We start from the raw sequence: 20,043 nt of genomic DNA, 5'->3' as shown, positions 1-20,043 counted from the left end.
ACCGGCCCCCGCACCTCCAGTGGAGGTCCCGGCGGCGATGGTCCGACCGGGGCAGTGCGTACGGGTGTGGGGCTGCTGGCGCACGGCGCTCGGCGTACGCGGCGACCTGGACGCGGACGGCGCACTCCACGTCGTCATCGAACTTGACGAGGGCCCGCCACTACGGGTTCGCTCCCGCGAGCCCTTGACCGTACGAGAGGCCGCCGCGCCCGCCGCACCCAGGGCCACCGAGCCCGCGCCGGGGTGACCGACCGCGCCCAGCGTCCTCACGCGTTCCGGCCGCTCATCGCGGCCGGAACCAGCACAACGGCGCCCCCCGGGTTACGCTTAGTCCAGCGCTTAGTCCACCTGATGAACAGGTCGTGAGGCAGTCATGGAAGCAGCCCATCAGTACAACGTGCATGAAGCCAAGACGCACTTCTCCAAGATCCTGGAACAGGTCGCGACCGGCGAGGAAGTCGTGATCAGCAAGGCGGGAGAGCCAGTGGCCAAGGTGGTACCGCTGCGCCCGAAGGTGAAACGGACCGGCCGAGGCTCGCTCCGCGGGCAGATCCACATCCCGGACGACTTCGACGATCTGCCCGATGACCTTGCCAACGCTTTTGGGATGCGCTGATGCGACTACTGCTCGACACCCATGTGGTTCTCTGGTGGCTGGACGACTCCCCCGAGCTGTCCGGCGAGCTCAAAGACCTGCTCGATACAGAGCCCGCTGTGTACGTCAGCGCCGTTTCGGCGTGGGAAATCGCCATCAAACAGTCCCTTGGAAAACTCGACGGACCGGAGGATCTCGCCGAGCGGGTCCGTGACAGCCAGTTCACCGGGCTGCCTGTCACCGCTGGGCACGGCGTACGAGCAGGTCGGCTGCCCGCCCATCACCGGGATCCCTTCGACCGGATACTGATCGCCCAGGCTCAGATCGAAGGGATGTCCCTGGTGACGCGGGACAAGTGGATCCCTGAGTACGACGTGACCATCGTTCACGCCTGAGCCACTGGCTCATGGGGACCCGGCGCCCGTCCCGCGCTGACGAGCGGGACGGGCGCTGCCGGACGATCAAGCCTTTGCCCGACCTCGGCCACGGCGGGCGGCCGGGGCAGGGCGCCAGGCGCGGAGGTCGTCGTCGGTCAGACCGTGCTCACCCTGCATCGTGGCGCGGTAGCCGGCGAAGAAGGCCGCGGGGGAACCGCTGTAGGTGGGGTCGTACTCGTCGTGCCACTGGGTGAGCCACGGTTGAAGCTCCAGCAGACCGGCGAGGAGCGGGGTCATCTCCTCGGAGGACAGCTCACCGTGGTTGGTGAAGTACGTGGCGAGCGCCTGAGCCTGCTCCCGGTGATCCCAGCCGGCCCACCCGAACAGGTTCGGCGTCCCGGAGATCGCCCCGGTCGCGTACGAGATGAACCGCTCCTTCGGCACGTCCAGCTTCCCCCGGGCCTTCCAGTAGGACGCCTTGACGAAGTCGGCGGACGTGTATTTCGGCGGTACGGGAATGGCGTCCCGGATCTTCCGCTTCGCGGGCTCATCCGGCGCGGCGTCCTCCTGCCGCTGAAGGTCCCAGACGTGCTCCCAGTCGGCACGCTTCCTCAGCGCGGCGGGCTTGTAGCGCAGGGCGGAGAGGAACGGTACGTGCTCGTCGGCGAGGAGGTCCGAGACGACGGTGGCCAGCTCCTGGCGGGGCGCATACAGCTCGGCGACGGACACAAAGTCCTCATCGAGGGAGAGCACGGAGGTGAGCTGGGCGCGGGTAAGGAGGGTGGGCTGCCCGTCCTGGAACCAGTGGTCACGGTTCTCGATCCGGTCCAGCAGCCAGGACTTGAGTGCGCGCTCCTGAAGGACATCCCAACCCTCGGTCGCCCAGCGCCGCTTGTACTCGGGCCTCTCCACCATGCCGATGGCCCGGGACGACTCGATGACGTCGATGCGCTTCTGGACGACGGCCTTGTAGGCGTCCGACCAGTGGTCGGGGATGGTGGTGATGGGCGTGGAGTTATGCCGCTTGAACCACTCCCCGGACGCCTCGCCCTCCTCGACGCGGCGGGCCAGCACGATCTCGAAGGCGCGCTCGCCGAGGCCGAGTTCGGGTACGTCGGCCTCGGGGGCGCGGAGGTCTTCACCGTGCAGCTTGTAGAGGGAGTAGACCTGCCAGTCCAGCTCTTCTTGCAGGGCGATCATCTGGGCGCGGGTGGACTCCCACTTAGCGCGGGCTTCACGGAGAGATGCGATCGCGGGAATAGCCAAGGCAGCAAGACTGCAAGCAGCAAGTTCACGGGAAAATGAGTCAAGCAGCACTCCGAGATCAGCGGGGTAATCAACGGGGAGCGGAAATTCTTGAAGCTTGGTTCCCGTAAACTCGAAATGATTTTTCCACGCCTCGCTCCCCATTGCCGCATATCCAGCATCGACCCGAGCCCCGCCCCCTTCACCCTTGTTGTGACTCACCTGCTGAAGCCAGAAACAGGCAGTGGAACTGTTGAGCAAGCCAAGCAAACGCAGATGATCTTCCTCAGTCGCTCCACTTCTCAACTTAATCACGGGCGCGGTACGCGTAAACGCATAGCCGCTACGATTGAGCACTACATGGTTATGCGTTGAAACGAAGGCGAAATTGAGAGACCAAGGATGCGCGTCAGAGTCTTTGGGCAGTTGGTGCCACTCCCACCAGGGCCGCCCATCTTCGAAATAAGTGCCACCGGAAAAAGTTGCACGCTTCCCCAATTCTGTACGACGAGGCCAGATCCAGCGAGCAAGGTTGGGGAAATTTTTCAACCGATCAAGGTTACGTTCCCCATCATACGGATAGAATGCAACATCCCCATCCGAAAAAGTATAATCGCGAACTTCATCACCGACTACAAGGCGATTCCTGTACTGAACCTCTGCATTAATTCGGTCGAATACTCGTGGGGCAGCCGTCATGGCATCGTCGGCACCCATGATTCCATAGAAACCGATTCGCGCAACATCTCTCCCAAGAACCGTCCCCTTAGACAGGTTAATTTCTTCGATCATTTCAAGACCGCCATTGGAAAGAACCCACGGCTGCTTCCCGAAGTACCGCTCTCGCCCTAGATCATCTACGGACACCCATTGACTGACCGATCCAGGCTCGTCAATCTGGCTTGTGATCGCCTTCCAAACCAAGCCGTCCTCACCCCGCTCTGGTGCACCAGGCTCGCCCTGGACGCTACGAACAGTCCGCAGGGTGTCAACACGTGCACTGCCAGACCTCCGACGCCCCACAAGAATCACAGTCGGCGTGCCATGACCCGGAATGTACGCCCCCGACGTGTCAATTACCTCTACCAGCTCTACTTTGTGAGCGAAGTACTCCTCAATCAGTTTCGTCCCAAACTCTCTCTTCATGAAAGAGTTCGCGGTAATTTGACCGACCATGCCGTACTGACGTCCGTCCGGCTCCCCAACCTTCGCCAATTGGAAGAACCTTTCGGCGAAAGGAACCGACAATGCATACTTACCCGCACAAGACGCATAAAGCTTTCGATACAGCGCGTTCAGCTTCCTGTCCTTGACCGTGATGTATGGCGGGTTCCCCACCACCACGTCATACCGCCCCACATCCAGAATCCCCGGATAATCGAGCACATCCTCCGTCGCATAAGCGAAATCAACCAGCCGCTTCCCCGACTCCTCCCCCACCAGCTCGAACTCAAGCTGCCGGTCCTGGATCAGCGAGTCCCCCACCGCCAAGTGGATCGGCCAGTCGTACCGATTCGCCTCCGCCAGCGTCCGTACATTCGCCGCCGCCATACCGGCCATCAGCAACCGGAACCGCGCAATAGCCACCGCGAACGGGTTGATGTCCACCCCGTGCACCGACTCCAGCGCGGCCTTCACCCGCTCGTGCGGCCCCACATCAGGCCGCCGCTCGCCCCACAGCTTCACCAGCCGCCGGAACGCGCCCAGCACGAAGTGCCCTGACCCGCACGTCGGGTCGATCATCTTCAGCTCGCCGAACCGGCCGCCCAGTTCCCGTACCACCGGGTCCATCGTCCGGTCGAGGATGAACTCCTCCACGAACTCCGGTGTCTGGAGCAGCGCGTACGTCTTCCTCGCCGCCTCCGACAGGTCCTGGTACAGGTCGCCCAGGAACCGGGTGTCCCAGCCCTCCGTACCGTCCGCGTTCAGCGGGTCGGTGAAGTCGTGGACCAGAGTGTCGCCGCCACCGGCACCCTCACCCGCGCCGTCCCCGTCCCCACTCCCGCTCCCGGCCTCGCCTCGCTCGCGCCAGAATTCCACCAGGGACCGCGCCCCGTCGTGCGACAGCGGGATCTGGTAGAGCGGGTTGCGGTCCTGGTCGAAGAGCAGCTTGCCCGCCTGGCCCGCACCTAGTTCCGCGAACGCCCGCTCCAGCCAGCCCCGGTACGTCGGGTCCGCGCCCTCGTCCAGGTCTTCGTCCACGTACTGCGCGTACCGCGCCTCCGCCAGGTCTCGGCGCTCGGCCCCGACGCCCGTCAGGTACGGCTCGGGGATCAGAAGGTTGTCCTCGCAGAACCGTACGAAGACCGTGCCCAGCACCCACGCCACCGCGACCTGCGTGACCCGCTCGTCCAGCCACGCGCTCCACGTCGCCGCCGTACGGCCGAGCTTGAACGCCTCGTCGTACTCCGCCCGCAGCTTCCCCGCGACCGACTCGCCTGCCCGGATCTGCTCTACCCGGTCCTCCGAGAAGCCGTCCAGCAGGCGCGTCTCCAGCCACTCGGCCCACTTCGGGGGCTCCGCCTGCGCCTCCGCCGGATTCTCCGTGGCCTTCCGGGCTGCGGTGGCCGCCTTCCGTACCTTCTCGTACTCGGCCCGCAGCGGTTTGAGGACCGCCTCGCCGTCCTTGACCTGCTTGCCGAGGTCCACCTCGACCGCCTTGACCTGCTTGATCAGGTCCGTCAGCAGTGCCTTGCGGTCGATCACTGTGTCACGTCTCCCGTAGTCCGTGCCTGTGCCTGTGTCCGGACAATGTCCGGCTTCTCATGCCGTCACGCGTCATCACGCGCCATCACGGTGGTTCCTCGTCACCGCGCGTGCCCCGCTTCCTACCGCTCCGCCAGCTCCGCAGTCGTCGCGGTCGCCGCCCCCGCCGCCTCCGCCCGGTGCCCGTTCGCGACCCAGGAGTCCGGCAGCGGGACCCACTCCCCCAGCCCCGCCTGGTACGGCACCGCCGTCGCCCCCAGGCGCGGGGGCCGCGCCGGGTCGTTCTGCGGGCAGAGGAGCCACAGGCCACGGCCGCCGTCGCGGGACAGCCCGGCCAGCCGTTCCAGCAGGCCCATCGCGTCGTACCGGGCGAACACACCCGCGTCCATGAACAGCACCGGCCGCGCGGCCCCGGAACCACCCGCGCCCGGCCCCGTCACCACCGCGCTCAGCCTCGGCTCCACCATGCCCCAGGCCGTCCTGGCGTACTCCGCGAAGCGCATCGCCGACTTCGTCCCCGGCGCCGCCGCGTCCGCGCGCAGGATGGTCTCCCAGGTGGGCTTCGGCTTGGCGTCGACCAGTTCACGGAGCGCCTGGAGGAAGAGGTCGGTCACCGAGACCGACTCGGCGGCGAACCGGTCACCCTCCAGTTCACCGGCCGCGTCGCGGGCCAGGGCCGTCCGTACGGTGAGGACCCGGAAACCGTCCCGCCTCGCCGAGGCCATCAGCCGCTCCTCCGCCGCGACCGCCCCTGCGAGCTGGGGGTCGTCCGAGTAGCGGTGGGCGGCGATGGTGCCGGTGGCCCGGCGGCCGGCGCCGGAGGAGAGGGAGGACAGATAGGTGTAGTAGGTGGACTGTCCGTCCGTCTGGCGCGGAAGGTAGCGGAGGGTCCCGGTCTCCTCGCGGGTGGACAGTTCCAGGTCGAATCCGGCCTCCCGCAGCGCCCGGGTCAGCCGGGCGCCCGTAGGCAGGTCGTGGGCGCCGCGTTCGTTGAGGAGTTCGGGGAAGCGGGCCCGTACGCGCTCGTGGACATGCTCGCCGGTCAGGCCGGGCTGCCGTGCCTCCGCCACCCCGGGGATGAGCGGAACGAGTCCGGCCTGGGTGAGGCGCAACGCCCGTACGAGCGGCAGGTTGCGCGGGTAGATCTCCAGGCGGGGTGTGGCGGCGGCGTGCCGGGAGGCTGCGGCGGCCACCTCGACCAGGCGGCGGTCGCCCCACTCGACACTGTCGCTGGGCGGGGCGATGGCGCCCAGCTCGCCGAGGACGGTCGCGGCGGTGGGCAGGGTGTCGAGCTTCGCCAGCCGGTCGGCGACCCGGCCCAGCTTCTGGGCGTAGTTGAGCAGCCCGGGGCCCGAGGGGGTCTCGGGTGCGTCGTCGGGGCCGACCTCCAGGGCCAGCAGGCCGGCGCCCATGCTCTCGTCGGCGGCGTCACGGTTCGGCATGTGCTGGAACTCGGCCTCGTCCGGGACGAGTTGCTCCACCTCGACCACGGCGCGTACGGCGGCCAGGGCCAGTGCCCGCCGCTGTTCCCGTTCCAGCAACTGGGTGCCGTGCCGGATGGCGAGCGCGTCGGCGATCTCGGCCGCCGAGGCGATCCGGCCCAAGTCGCGCAGGAGTTCCAGGATCTCGGCGCGCAGGGCGCGGACCGCCGGGTGCTTCTTCCAGCGGGCGCGCTGGGGCTTGAGCATCTGGGGGATACGGCCGGCGGAGAGGTTCAGTTCGTCGGCCACGTCCTTCTGCTTGGGCCAGACACCGATGCCCGGCAGCGCGCCCGCCGCGTTGGGCAGGCGCAGCAGGAGCCGGACCATCTCGCACTCGTTGCGGTTCGCGCCGTCCTTCTTCAGCTCCGGGACGAAGACCGTGGCCAGCGTGTCGAGGCTGAGGCGGCGCAGGGCCCGTTCGGGCAGGCTTCCCGGGTCGCCGTGGGTGCCGACGGCGTCGGCCACCGCGGCTTCGACGGCGGAGAGTTCCTCCTTCGCCGCCCTGCGGCCCTCGGGGGTGAGGGGGGTGGCGGGCTGCTCGGCGAACCGCTGCCGCCATTCCTTGATCCGGCCGAGGACTTCCTTCCGGGTCTTCGCGCCGAGGCCGGGGGCGTTGACGAGCTGGTGGCGGCTGTAGTCGAGGAGTTCACCGACCGTGTTGACGTCGCGGAGGCCGTAGACGAACGATTCGGCGGCCGGGCTGAGTCCGCAGGAGGAGAGGGGGGTGGTCCGATCGGCGGCGGCGGCGAGCCGGTCGCGCTGCTGTTCGGCGCTTTCTTCCTCGGCCGCGGGGATCGGCGCGTCCTGGGCGGCGGCCGTGGGCGCGGTGGTCGCGGGGGCGGCGTGCCGGGAACGGCGGGAGGACGGCTTCGCCTCGTCCATGGCCAGGAAGATCTTCTTCCAGCCGTCGCGCATGGGCTTGAGGTCGGTGAAGCGCTGGTCCGCGTCGCGGTGCAGGGCCTTCTGGAAGAAGGCGACGAGGCCGTCCCGTACCGCGGGGTCGAAGCCGTCGCCGGCGATCCGCGGGTACGGCTCCTTCTTCGGGTCGGTCTGGCGCGGGGAGACCTTGCCCTGGCCCCAGACGGGGAGTTCGCGGGAGGCCATCTCGTGCAGGGTGACGGCCAGGGCGTAGCGCTCGGCGTGCGCGTCGTACACCGAGCGTTCGGTGAGGGTGCCGATGAACGGGTCGAGGTAGCCGTCGGTGCCTGCTCCGGTCTCCCGTACCGGGTAGGCGGCGAGCGAGAAGTCGATGAGGACCAGCTCGCGGGTGCGGTTGGGGCGGATCCGGATGGCGATGTTGTCCGGCTTGATGTCGCGGTGCCAGACGCCTTCGCCTTCCAGGAAGTCCACCGCGCCGAACAGGTAATCGCCGTACGCCTCCAGTTGGTCGACGGAGAGGCGGCCCAGCTCGCGGAGCTGACGGGCGACGGTCTCCTCGCGGCGGCGGCTCTTCTTCTCGCCGGGTGCGGAGGGCTCGGCGTCGGCCTCGCGTTCGTCGCCGACGTACTCCATGATCAGGACGGTGCGTCCGCCGATCCGCTGCGGCTCGGGTTCGACGAGCCGGATGATCCGGGAGTCGGGGCGCAGCCGTCCCATGACCTCGGCCTCGCGGGCGAGGACTTCGCCGCGGCTGTCCGTCAGCGCGACCTTCAGTACGGCGAGGGACTTGGCGAAGCGCACGTCGGGGCCGGCGTGAAGGTCCCGTACGAGGAAGGCGCGGCTGGTCGAGCCCGTACCGAGGCGCCGTCTGACCTCCCAGCGGTCCGCCAGGACATCGCCCGCGACCGCTTCGAGGGGGTCCTTCTCCGGTTCGGCGGGGCGCGGGACGTCCGCGGTGGCCGGCGGCTCGGTGAGGGTGTCCTCGACGACCTCCAGCATCTCCAGGAAGTCGTCCACGGAGGAGAGCCGGTCGTCGACGTTGTAGGCGGTGGCGGCCTGGACCAGTTCGTCGATGTAGGGCGACAGGCCGTCGACGACGGCGCTGGGGCGCAGGCCCTCGCCGGCGTCGTAGCGCGCCAGCAGCTCGGCCTGGCTGGCGGCGGGTGCCTTGCCGGTGGCCAGGAGGTAGGTGAGCACGCCGAGTCCGTACACGTCCAGGGTGACGGGGTCGGCCTTCAGCGCGGTCAGCTCCGGGGCGAGGTAGGGGTCCGTGCCTTCCGCGAGGTGGGCGCCGGCGCGCGAGAACGTGGTCGGCGCGAACCGTTCGCCGCCGGCCTGGGCACCCCCGCTCTGCTCGGAGGCGCGCTGGACCGCGACCTGCCAGTCCGAGATCTGCAGATGCGGGGTGGACCAGCCCGTCTCCTCACTGTCCGCGGCATGTCCCGAACCGCTCCCCGGCCCCTTCCCGGGCCCCTTCCCCGGCTCCCTTTCCGCGCCGTTACCCGGGGCCGCCACCCGGCCGCGCGGCACCACATGGATGGCTCGGGCGGCGAGGGTGCGGTGGTAGATCCGGCGGCCGTGGGCCGAACGCAGGGTCTCGGCGAGCTGGCGTACGAGCGCCATCCGGCTGAGGATGTCCAGTTTCTGCCCGTACTGCGCCAGGTACTCGTCGAGGCGCAGGGTCCGCGGGTCGAAGTCGAAGATCAGCGCGGGGCCCGCCGAGTGGCCCGACGGGTCGTACTGCTTCAGCTGGACGACGCCGGGGTGACGGAAGCGCCGCAACACCGCGGCCTCGCGCCGCGCCGCCCGCTCGACCGAGGCCCGCAGTTCGGCGTCGGAGCCGCGCTCGCGCAGATAGACCCGGACGCGGGCGGCCTCGGGCAGCTCGCTGTGCCGGGCGAGGTAGTCCGCCCAGGTCGGTCCGGAGTCGAACGACTTGCGGTGCAGTTCGTACGGGCCGACCTTGTACGCGGCGTCGCTGGGCGCGATGCCGACGCGCTCCAGGGCCGTCTTGATACGGCGCGACCGCGGCCCGTCGATCCGTCCGCGCTCGTCGCGGGGCGGCTCGCCGAGCATGGTGACCAGTTGGTGGACGGTGTGGAGACCGTGCTGATCGTGGGCCGGCAGCCGGTTCCGGAGGGAGGAGTCGGTGAAGCAGACAGCCTCCGACACCCAGACCTTTTCGCCGTTGCGCGCCAGCAGCCCCGCCAGCTCTTTCGCCTTCTTGTTCGCCAGGTGAAGAGGGTTGCCGTGCGAGATCTGCCGACCGCTCGGCTGGGTCTGGAGCCAGGTGCCATTACGGGACTCGACCGAGCCGTGCCAGTCCTTCAGCTCGATCAGATACACCCCGCCCGGGGCGACCACGAGCAGGTCCACTTCTCTGACGTGGCCGGTGTTCGCCGTGAAGGTGAAGTTCGACCAGGCCCGCCACGGATCGTTGTCGGAGAGCTTCTGCCGGATGGCCTCCAGGCCCCGCCGCTCATGCGGGAACTCGGATTCGGTGACCGTCGTCCACCGGCCGTCCCGCATGCGCCATCCCCGCTTCGCGTCTAGCTGCCTGTACTGATCGACGACTGCTGGGCAGCAAAGTCCCCAGCCCAGATCGTAACGGGTCGGGCACCTGGCCGAGGGCCGCCCGGACAGCCCCCGAATCGGAGGTGATCGCTCCGGGCGGCCCGTAGTCGGCACGCGATGTGCAGGAAGTCATCCCGCCGATATTCATCGATCCCACATTTATTCAGCTTCACAATGTCCTTCCCTCCCGAACCGACTGCTGAATCATTCCCCAACCGACTGCTGCAGTGCGCTACAGTCGTGCAAGGCGGGGTGGAGACGTAACTCCACCCCGTCGGCGCCGCGCCGCGTTCTACCGCAAAAGTGACCTAGGGGGATGAAATGAACCAGATGCGCTTCATGGTGGTTGCACTCGCCGTCGCATGCGCGCTGATCTGCGCGCTGGTGGCGGCCGGACTCCAAATGGCGAGTACGCACGACAAGATCCAGGCCGTACAGACCGGAGGCTGCGCGTTTGTGGGCGCCATCACGGTGGCGTTCTTGATCGTGACCTATCTGCAGTCCCCGTGATCCGCCCGGAGCCCTTCTCCGACCTGCCCCTCAGACCTGTCCACCTGACCAGTCCCCCGGGCAGGTCGACGATCCCGCCGAGCCGACGGGCATGATGGGACAGGTCATGGAGTGCGGCAACAAGAATGGCGGGAGTCAAGGGTGGCGAGAGCGCCGGAAGGTCCGTCGCTGACGCAGGCGCTGGACGCCCTGCGCGGGGCAATGACGGGCGAGGATGCGCTGCGTCTTGCCATGGTGCTGATCCTGCTGCGCCACGAGGCGGATACGGCACCAGCCGACGGGAGGCGATACCGGGCCGCAGATCCGCCCGTCACCTGGCAAGTCGCCGCACGGTCGGAGCTGTCCTCTCCCTCCCAGCTGGAAGAGACGATCCGGCACGGACTGTCGCAGTGGGAGAGGAAGCACCGCGGGGAGGTGAGCCTGGACACCCCGTCCATCGGCAACGCCCACGGCCGCGAACTGGCTCCGCTGCTCCAACTGGTAGCCGCGACCTCCGATCTCCCCGCACTGTTCGACGTATGCCTCGAAGCCCAGTCGCAGATGGCCGGAAAGGGTGGGCAGTACTTCACACCACCGGGTATTGCCGGCCTCCTGGTCGACCTGATGGACCCTCGGCAAGGCGAGAGGGTCTACGACCCGGCCTGTGGATCCGGCGGCTTCCTCCTCCAGTCCCACGCCCATGTCGCGGCTGCGGGCGGGAGAACCGATCACCTCACACTGTCCGGTCAGGACGTCAACCAAACATCACTGCAGGTCGCCATGATGAACCTGGCCGTGCACGGAGTGGAGGCAAGCCTGGAAGGCCCGTCGTCCACTCTTCTCGACGATCGGTTCCGACAGGACTCCTTCGATGTCGTCATGGTGAACCCGCCTTTCAATCAGGCACATTGGGACGACGGACACCAGGTGAGCTATGACCCCCGCTGGATCTACGGGGCGCCGCCCAATAGCAATGCGAATTTCGCCTGGGTCCAGCACAGTGTGAGCAAGATGTCCTCCTCCGGCCGGGCCGCGGTCCTCCTGCCAACGGGAGCCGCTTCGGGAACACGGCCGGCGGAACGTCATATCCGTGCGCGATTGGTGGAAGCTGATGTCCTGAGTTGTGTGGTCGAGCTGCCTGCCGGCTTGATCCCTCATGTGCGCAACGCGGTGAGCCTGTGGCTCTTCAGCAACAAGAAGGAAGCCGGCAGCACCTGGGGGCACAGCGATCGAAGAGGACAGTTTCTGTTCATCGACGCGCGTGACGCGGTGGTGTCGGGCGGGCGTGGCCGTCGGGCCCTGTCCGGCGAGGCAAGCGCACGTATCGCCGCCACCTTCGCGTCCTGGCGGGGAGCGGAGGACCCGGGGCCTGACTCGGGCCTGCACACGGAGCCGTACGAGGACGTGCCCGGCTGGTGCCGGTCGGTGTCCACCGCCGATATCGCCGCGCAGGGATACGACGTACTTCCCGCTCGTCACACCGGCGTACCCGCGGCCGTGTCCGGACCAGATGAGGGGGCTGAGCGAGTGGTCGGCCTGACCGAAGAACTGTACGGACACTTCGAGATGTCTCATCGCCTGGAACGTGAACTGCGCGATCTTCTGGGGTTGTTGTGACGGTCGAGTCCCTGGAGGAGCGGCTGCGTCCGCTCCCTGACGGCTGGGCCGTCGGACAACTCGGCCGCCTGCCGTCGGTGACAGTGATCGGCTACGGCATCACCCGACCCGGCGACCACGTGGACAACGGCGTCGGAATGATCAGGGCGGCGGACGTCCAGGACGGACACCTCAGCATTCACGAGCCCAGGCGGATCAGCTTTTCCACGCACGCGGCGAACGCGCGCAGCGAACTGCGGACCGGCGACCTCGTCGTGGTCCTGGTGGGCAGGGTCGGTGAAGCGGCGGTCGTCACCAGCGTGCACGGCGGCTGGAACGCTTCCCGGACCGTCGCCATCGTGCGCACGGCAGACCCTGATGAGGCGGCTTGGCTGAGGCTGTGGCTCGGATCACCCTACGTACGCGACTGGTGTGAGCGCCGTGTGATCAGTTCCACCTTGCAGCGCACACTGAGTCTGGCCACTTTGCGTGAACTCCCCGTACCACTGCCACCGGCACGGCAGCGGGCCTCGTTCGTCCACACGATGGGTGTAGTGGAAGCGAAGTCGACAGTCAACAACCACATCGCGGAATGCTCCGTGGCGCTGAGCGACGCCCGGTTCGCCGTCGAAGCGCACGCGCACAGCGCCTGGCCCGAGCAGTCGTTCGGTGCTCTCGTCGATCTGCGCTCCGGGAGTACGCCACGCCCCCGCCCGGACGAATCCTCGACGGAAGTCGGGACCGCGTTCGTAGCACCTGCGGACATTCTGCGGAGCCACCTGCCCTACCTGTACCCGGCGCCCTCTTGGCTCTCCGCTTCCGGCGAAGCGAGGGTGTGCCCTCCCCGCTCTCTCCTCGTGGCGACCAGAGACGACGGCGTACGTGCCGTGTTGAACGAGATGCCGGTCGCCCCTGGCCGTGGGATTCTCACCCTGCAACCGGAAACACCGTCCGACGCCTACTGGCTCTTGCATGAGATCCGCTCACGCAGCACAGAGCTGACGTCAACCGCCCAAGGCGCGGGCGGACGCGAACTGAGTCGGCGTGCCTTCGGCGCCACCACACTCCGATGGCCTCCTTCCGAGGTACGTGACCGGTTCGCACAGGTCGCCAACGGCCTCCACCTGCGGGCCCTAGCCGCGCGCCGGGAGAATGAGATCCTCCGTGACCTGCGCGGCCGGCTCCTGGACCGTTTCCTGGACGGCACCTCCGCTACCGAGCCCGTGCGTCATCCCCGCTGATCACCGATCCGCCCTCTGGGCCGCCGCGCACTGCCCCGGGACGGCATCGGCGAGGAGGTGCGATCATCGCGCGACCGTCATACGCATCGGACAGGCCTGCCCCTCGCCGCGGCTGTCATGCCGACACACCTGCTGCAGCAGCCTGGAGCAGGAACTGGACCTGAAGCGCAACCCCACGAGAACGGCGACACCGGCCCCCTCCACCTCACCACCGATGGCACCGGCGGTACCACCCGCAGACCGATCCACACCGACCACAGCCCCCTCCCCTCTCCCGGCCACCTGCCCCCGAGTCGGACGTACGGATCACGCCCGGCCTGGTCCAGGGCGCGAGGCGGACTGCGTGCCACGACCATCACCCTGACCAACTGCGGTAGATGGCCGTGCGAGTTGAACGGCTACCCCGCCGTCCTGGACGAGGACCGCGCCCCGTACAACATCAAGGTCCTCAAAGGCACGGACACCATGCCCATGGCGGCCCCCGGTGAACGCCCTCAGACCATGGAGACCCTCGACGACCCCCTCGACTTGACGGACACCGGACAACTCGAAACGGCAATCAGGCAGAAATCCGACTGCCGGCGCCCCCACGTGCCAGATCCGCCGCCGACCAGGACGGCGAGACGGCGTCCGTCGCCGATTCGTGGTGAGTAAAGCCCTCATGCTGCCTACCAAAGCTCTTTATTGATCACCCTTTACGACGATCCACTCTTATGATTATCCGCGTGAAGCGTGAATCTTTCGTCATGGTGCATGTCGGTCAGAGCCCTGAGTCCCAGCTGAACCTGGAGTACGGGATCGAGACCCGCTCCTGGGGGTTCCCCACATGGAAGCCCGAGTACAGGTCGGCTCGTCCACGGTTCGCCGTGCTGGCCACCGGAGTGGGCCCACGGGTGCCCCTCGACGTATGGCTCACGCGGCGGATCACGCTGTACCTGTTCGAAGTCCGTGAAGGCTTCTACGAAGGGCGTGCGCCGCACTGGCCTGACGAGGAAGCCGAGAACACCGTCAAGTACCCGGTGCGCTTCGGGATCGAGCCGCTGGCCGTAGTTCGCGACGTACCCCTCGACGAGCACGGTCCTCTGCGGCTGGCCGGCAGCGACGCCGTCCGGCGGTCCGGGATCGAGCGCGGCATTGGCAAGCTCTGCGAGTTGGACCCCCAGCCGCTACTCGACGCAGCGGGGATCCAGGCCGACTGGGCACAGCGGCAGGACGTTCCGCTGAACCGCACGTCGGGGGTCACGGTGGAGGAGGCCGAGACGCCCAAGCGTCGGCGAGGCGGCGCCGGGTTCCTCTCCGATCCGAAGAAGCGGAAGGCCGTCGAACTGCACGCGGAGAACATGGCCGTCGCTCACTACGAACGGCAGGGCTGGACCGTCGAACGCATAGGCAAGCCCTATGACTTGCACTGCACGCGAGCGCGCGAGGAGCGGCGCGTCGAGGTCAAGGGAACGACGGGGGCTGCCACGAGCGTGGAACTGACGATCAACGAAGTCGAACACGCGCGTAACCCGCAACACTCCGTGGATCTCTACGTGGTCAGCGACATCATCGCCGACGCGCACAGTTCCGACTACGCCACGAGCGGAGGCAGGGTGGCGCACTTCGAGGACTGGTACCCGGAAGAGGAGGATCTGCGTCCCCGACGGTTCGAGTACCGTCTGCCGTTCGCCGACTGATCCACCCCGCCCCCTGATCCACCCCGCCGCCTGATCCGCCCCGCCTCCGACCCCGCTTCTGCCGATGCGCCTTCGCCCCGTCGTGGGCAGTGATCGTACGGAGATCTTCTGTGGCCCTCTTACGTATGTCCGCCCGCGCTCTGGAACGCACCGACCCCAGTTTGCTCGCCGAGTCCTTGGCAGAGCGGTCCCTCTCGGAACTCCTACGCGCGGCGGGGAGCGGTGAAGTACAGGCATGGCGCAAGAGCCTTCCCGCGCTCGCGCAGGTGTTGTGCGACGCAGGCCTGGAAGAGGTGCAGGTTCTGCTCGAGTACAAGATGCCGATGAGCAGCTTGCGCGCGGACGCCATTCTGGTCGGCACACACCCGGAAACAGGCAAACCGTCCTATGTCCTGGTCGAACTCAAGCAGTGGAGCGAAGCCCGGCTGGTACGCGGAACCACAGATCTCTGCTGGCTCCCGCAATTCGGCTACCGAGCCCACCTCCACCCCGTCGCGCAGGTACGCCGTTACTGCGAGTACCTGCAGGACTTCACCGCCTTGCTGGACGACGCGGACCACCATGTCACAGGCGTTGCCTACCTCCACAACGCCCAGGACCGGGACGTGACCGAGCTGCTCGGAATGGGCGATGAACGAGCACGCCTTTTCACCGACACCTCGCGCGGCGAGTTCATTCAGCATCTGCAGAACCAGATTTCGCCGCTCGACGGGGCGCTCGACGCGGACGCACTGCTGGCGAGTCCCACTGTCCCGGGTCAGCAGCTCATGCGAGCAGCCGCTGCCGAAATCATCGACGGCGGCAAGTTCCGCCTCATGGATGAGCAACAGGTCGCGGTTTCCCTGGTCAAGCGTGCCGTCACCATCTCGCGGCAGGCGGACCGCAAAGAAGTCATCGTGGTTACCGGAGGCCCCGGATCGGGCAAGAGCCTGATCGCCCTGCATCTGATGGGCCATCTCGGCAGGAACAGCCGCAGCGTCGTCCACGCGACGGGCTCCAAATCGTTCACCACCACCCTGCGGCACGTCGTTAAGCAGAAGAACAAGCGCGTAGCCAAACTCTTTCGCTACTTCCTCGACTTCGGCAGCGCGGAGAAGAACGCACTCGACGTCATCGTCTGCGACGAGGCACACCGGATCCGCCACCGCCCGGGCACATCCAACTCGCCGGACGCTCCCCGGAACAGACGAAGTCAGATCGCCGAACTCATCGACGCCGCCATGGTCCCGGTCTTCCTGCTCGACGAGCACCAAGTCGTACGGCCCGACGAGATGGGCAGCGTGAGAGAGATCGACGAGGTCGCCAAGGCGCGGAACTGCTACGTGCGGCACGTCGATCTCAACGAGCAGTTCCGGTGTGGCGGCAGCCGCGCTTACGAGAGGTGGCTTCTCCGGCTGCTGGATCTGGAACCCGGAGGACCGGTGTGCTGGAAACCCGAGCCCAACTTCGATCTGCTGCTCGCCGATACCCCCCAACAGTTGGAGGCTTACCTTCACGCACGGCAGAAGTCCGGGTTCACGGCCCGCATGACCGCGGGATTCTGTTGGCCGTGGAGCGATCCGCGTCCGGACGGCACCCTGGTCGACGACATCGTCATAGGGGACTGGCGTCGGCCCTGGAACGTCAAGGGTGAACGCGTGGTGCCCGGTGGGCCGCCGTCCTCTCTTTGGGCCACCGAGTCGGGTGGCATCGGCCAGGTCGGCTGCATCTACACAGCTCAGGGATTCGAGTACGCCTGGAACGGGACCATCCTCGGCCCCGACCTGGTCTGGCGCGGCAACGGATGGCGTGCAGTCAAGGACGAGTGCAAGGACAGCAGCTTGAAGGCGGCGCCCCCTGGTGATTTTTCGCGACTTCTACGCAACCGGTACAAGGTGCTCTTGACGCGTGGTCTGACCGGAACCGTACTATTCTCCACCGATCCCGAAACGCAGGCCAAGCTGCGCACGCTCGTCCCGGGCAGGGTCGCCCCGTAGCAACTGCTGACTAGCGGCGAGGGGTGACCAGTCATGGCCTGGCCACGGGCACGGTGGACTCCGGTGGTTCGTTCGGACGAGGTACGGGCAACAGACCGACTCTCCGGGGAGGGAGGGAACGTCAGCCCGCAGGTTGCCGCCTCCGCAGCGCCGAGCGCGATCGCGGCAATATCACTGACCGCCGGGGGCTCGGAGTACCAGGGCCGCTTCGGGCCCGCCTCTTCCTGCGAGACAGCGGTGGCAACACCCTGGACGTCTCGGGGACCGGCCGACCCGGGAGCAGCGGCCCCGGACATCCTGGAAGGGAAGACCCCCGCCTTTGACAGTCACGGCACCTGTCGGATCAAGGACGACTACCGGAAGCACCAGGGACTGCCCGTCAATCAGCTCCAGGGCGGCAAGCGGGACGGGCACATCCTGCTGTTCGACCAGCGCGGCAAACCCGATGTGTGCCAGGTGCTCGAACTGCGCCGCTCGTCCCGATGGCTTCCTTCGGACCACCCGGGTGCCCGGACTGCGAGCGATCACCGGCAATCCGGGCCCTCGGTTGCCTTCCCCTCGGCGAACCGTCACAGGACCGCACCGGCAGGGCGGTGCGATGATCGCAGCGTGACCGTCATACGTATCGGACATGTCCTGGCCCTCGCCGCGGCGGCCGTGCTGGCCACCGGCTGCAGCAGCCTGAGGGAGGAACTGGACCGCGAGCGCAACCCCGCGAGAACGGCGACGCCGGAGCCTTCCGCTCCGCAGCCGGTGCCGACGTATTCCCCGGACGGATCCCTACCGTCCACCGCCCCCACCCCCGCCGTGCCCGCGGGAACCTGCCCGGAGTCGGGCGTACGCATCACGCCCGGCCTGGTCCAGGGCGCGATGGGGCTGCGCTCCATGACCGTCACCTTGACCAACTGCGGCACTCGCCCGTACGAGTTGAACGGCTACCCCGCCGTCCGTGTCCTGGACGAGGACCGCGACCCGTACGACATCGAGGTCCTCAAGGGGACGGACGCCATCCACATGGCGGGCACCGCCCCCGACCCCGCTCCGGTGACCCTGAAACCCGGCGAGTCCGCCCGGTCGGGCCTGACCTGGCGCATGATGTCCCCCGACACATCGACGACCTACCTGGAGATCACCCCGGCCACCGGGGAACGCCCCCAGACCATGGAAACCCTCGATGGCCCCCTCGACCTGACGGACACGGGGCAACTGGGGACGACTCCCTGGCAGAAGTCCGACTGACGGCGCCCCTGCCCCGGCACCTGGGTGCCGGGACAGGGACACGCCTCCCCGACGGCAAGCGACGATGCCCGTCAGGATCCGAACCCGCGCCCTCTCGACCGGCGGTGAGGCGTCAGGGCGGCGGCGAGTGCGTCCAGTAGGACGATATCCGCGCGTTGGCCCCGCTGGCCCTCACCCACGCGCACGCACCCTGCTTGTTCCCCCTGATGTCGAGGGGCTCGACGTTCACAAGAGATCCTTGTCAGGGGCGCCTGGGACGGCGCGGCGTGGGAGGCATTCGTCGGCGAACTCGACAAGTGGGACCGGGGGGCACCACCGCGCGGGGCACTTCGACCGCGGGCTACGAGTGGAAACACGACACCGCCGGCGCGCAGGGCACCGGCACTCGGGTACCCCCGGAACCGCTGACTCCCGGCGCCTGGCTCGCTGAACTGGCCGGCCGTATCCGACGCCCGGTGCCGCCGGAGTCCGGCGGCAAACCGCGCCCTGCCCGGCGGGGCATCCGGCCGGAGCAGCATCCCGCACGTCGGCCTGGCCCGTCTTCGTCGCTGAACGCCCGGACACCTGAGAGACAACGCGAGAGAGCGGGAGTCGGTGAGACCGACTCCCGCTCTCTCGTTTCGGCATCCGCCCTGGTCAGCTAGGAACGTTCCTAGGTGATCCGGCGAGTGCCCCCGGCAGGATTCGAACCTGCGCACACGGCTCCGGAGGCCGTTGCTCTATCCCCTGAGCTACGGGGGCGTGTTGTCTGTGTTGCTTGGCGACGAAGGAAACCCTACCAGCTTCTGAGGGGTGGCCGTGAACAGGTATTTCGGGGCGCCCGGCAACGGTGGCCCCAGCTGCCGGAGGGCCTGGCCGGTGCCCTCTCCGGCTGCCCGGGAGGGTTGTCGGCTGCCGCAGGTCCCGACTGCCGGGGGCGCCGGCCCGCGGGGTCAGGCCGAGGCGCGCTTGGCCGCGGTCTTCTTCTGCGGGGCCTTCTTCGCCGCCGTCTTCTTCGTGGCCGTCTTCTTGGCCGCCTTGGCCGTCGTCTTGGCCGTCGTCTTCTTCGGTGCCGGTTCCGCCGGTTCCTTCGCCGTGGCGCTCTTGGCCGCCGCCGTCGCCTTGCGTCGCCTCGCCGGGAGGTCCGTCACCTCCGCCACCTGCTTCTCGTCGCCGCGGGCCTCCTTCGCCGCGCGCACGCTGTTCTCCAGCGCCGCCATCAGATCGAGGACACGCCCGCCGCCGGCCTCCGCCGGCTCGTGCTCGGGGGGCGGGCCGCCCTCCGCCTTCGCCGCGATCATCTCCTCGACCGCCTCGCGGTAGTCGTCGTGCAGCGAGTCGAGGTCCACGGAGCCCAGGGTGTCCATCAGCGCGTCGGCCAGGTCGAGTTCGGCGTCGCGTACGGTGACCTCGGTCTCCGGGGCCACCCCCTCGGGCGCCCGGATCTCGTCCGGCCAGAGCAGGCCGTGCATGGCGATCACGTCGCCCACCACCCGGAGCATGCCCAGCCGCTCCCGGCCGCGCAGCGCGAATTTGGCGATCGCGACCTTCTGGCTGCGCTTGAGCGCCTCGCGCAGCAGCGTGTACGGCTTGGCCGCCGGGACGCCGCTCGCGGAGAGGTAGTACGCCGCGTCCATCTGGAGCGGGTCGATCGAGGACGCCGGGACGAACGCCACGATCTCGATCGTCTTCGCCGTCGGCAGCGGCAGCCCGGCCAGGTCGGCGTCCGTGATCGGGATCATGGCGCCGGTCGCGTCCTCGTACGCCTTGCCGATGTCGGGGGTCGCCACCTCCTCCTGGTCCAGCTCACAGACCTTCCGGTAGCGGATCCGGCCGCCGTCGGCCTTGTGGATCTGGCGGAAGGAGATCGAGTGGTTCTCGGTGGCGTTCACGAGCTTGATCGGGATGCTGACCAGCCCGAAGGAGATCGCACCGTTCCATATGGATCGCAAGGGTCCGCACCTTTCACCCGAGAAACAGAGGTAAG

General features: G+C 67.9%; 11 protein-coding genes, 1 tRNA gene and 1 pseudogene. 9 read left to right on the top strand and 4 right to left on the bottom strand.

The genetic code is table 11. The features are described from left to right. The 3 genes and pseudogenes from AB0P17_RS36995 to AB0P17_RS36985 all read left to right on the top strand — a co-directional run. Positions 1–247 (top strand): annotated as a pseudogene (locus AB0P17_RS36995) (hypothetical protein); the annotation flags it as partial. A gap of 126 nt (positions 248–373) precedes the next feature. Then, complete coding sequence (locus AB0P17_RS36990; protein ID WP_365818267.1) at positions 374–616, top strand: type II toxin-antitoxin system prevent-host-death family antitoxin; 243 nt, start codon at positions 374–376, stop codon at positions 614–616. Then, on the top strand, positions 616–990 hold the full coding sequence (locus AB0P17_RS36985) for a type II toxin-antitoxin system VapC family toxin (RefSeq protein WP_365818265.1): 375 nt from the start codon (positions 616–618) through the stop codon (positions 988–990). Before AB0P17_RS36990 ends, AB0P17_RS36985 begins: the two co-directional genes overlap by 1 nt. A gap of 66 nt (positions 991–1,056) precedes the next feature. Here AB0P17_RS36985 and pglX read toward each other — a convergent pair whose 3' ends face one another. Both pglX and pglW read right to left on the bottom strand, forming a co-directional pair. After that, complete coding sequence (gene pglX, locus AB0P17_RS36980) at positions 1,057–4,923, bottom strand: BREX-2 system adenine-specific DNA-methyltransferase PglX (RefSeq protein WP_365818263.1); 3,867 nt, start codon at positions 4,921–4,923, stop codon at positions 1,057–1,059. A 122-nt stretch (positions 4,924–5,045) separates the two neighbouring features. Continuing rightward, positions 5,046–9,812 (bottom strand): BREX system serine/threonine kinase PglW, encoded by a 4,767-nt coding sequence (gene pglW / locus AB0P17_RS36975; protein WP_365818260.1) that lies wholly within the window; start codon positions 9,810–9,812, stop codon positions 5,046–5,048. A gap of 366 nt (positions 9,813–10,178) precedes the next feature. Here pglW and AB0P17_RS36970 point away from each other — a divergent pair, with 366 nt between their 5' ends. From AB0P17_RS36970 to AB0P17_RS36945, 6 genes are all read left to right on the top strand, one after another. Next, a complete protein-coding gene (locus AB0P17_RS36970) occupies positions 10,179–10,367 on the top strand; it encodes a hypothetical protein (RefSeq protein ID WP_365818258.1) in 189 nt (62 codons plus the stop codon). 141 nt (positions 10,368–10,508) lie between these two features. Beyond that, positions 10,509–11,963 carry an N-6 DNA methylase gene (locus tag AB0P17_RS36965; protein WP_365818256.1) on the top strand — a complete coding sequence of 485 codons (1,455 nt, stop codon included), beginning with the start codon at positions 10,509–10,511 and terminating at the stop codon, positions 11,961–11,963. Further along, positions 11,960–13,183, top strand: coding sequence for a hypothetical protein (locus AB0P17_RS36960; RefSeq protein ID WP_365818254.1), 1,224 nt, complete (start codon positions 11,960–11,962; stop codon positions 13,181–13,183). The genes AB0P17_RS36965 and AB0P17_RS36960 overlap by 4 nt, the downstream gene beginning before the upstream one ends. A 725-nt stretch (positions 13,184–13,908) precedes the next feature. Beyond that, the gene (locus AB0P17_RS36955; RefSeq protein WP_365818252.1) at positions 13,909–14,862 is read left to right on the top strand and encodes a DUF3883 domain-containing protein; all 954 of its coding nucleotides are present in this window, start codon (positions 13,909–13,911) and stop codon (positions 14,860–14,862) included. Positions 14,863–14,987: 125 nt separating this feature from the next. After that, positions 14,988–16,838 (top strand): DUF2075 domain-containing protein, encoded by a 1,851-nt coding sequence (locus tag AB0P17_RS36950; protein ID WP_365818250.1) that lies wholly within the window; start codon positions 14,988–14,990, stop codon positions 16,836–16,838. Positions 16,839–17,447: 609 nt separating this feature from the next. After that, positions 17,448–18,077 (top strand): DUF4232 domain-containing protein, encoded by a 630-nt coding sequence (locus AB0P17_RS36945; protein WP_365818248.1) that lies wholly within the window; start codon positions 17,448–17,450, stop codon positions 18,075–18,077. 669 nt (positions 18,078–18,746) lie between these two features. On the opposite strand, the gene AB0P17_RS36940 is transcribed toward AB0P17_RS36945, so the two are convergent. Together AB0P17_RS36940 and AB0P17_RS36935 are read right to left on the bottom strand one after the other, a co-directional pair. Then, positions 18,747–18,818: transfer RNA gene (locus AB0P17_RS36940), tRNA-Arg, on the bottom strand. A gap of 191 nt (positions 18,819–19,009) precedes the next feature. After that, entirely contained in the window at positions 19,010–20,008 is a 999-nt protein-coding gene (locus AB0P17_RS36935; RefSeq protein WP_365818246.1) for a Ku protein, read from the bottom strand. Positions 20,009–20,043: the final 35 nt, after the last annotated feature.

Origin of the sequence: Streptomyces sp. NPDC088124, from assembly GCF_040685895.1 — a bacterium.
In the GTDB taxonomy this organism is placed as follows: Bacteria; Actinomycetota; Actinomycetes; order Streptomycetales; family Streptomycetaceae; genus Streptomyces.
Note: the sequence above shows the minus strand (reverse complement) of the source record. Positions and strands in the feature narration are given on the sequence as shown.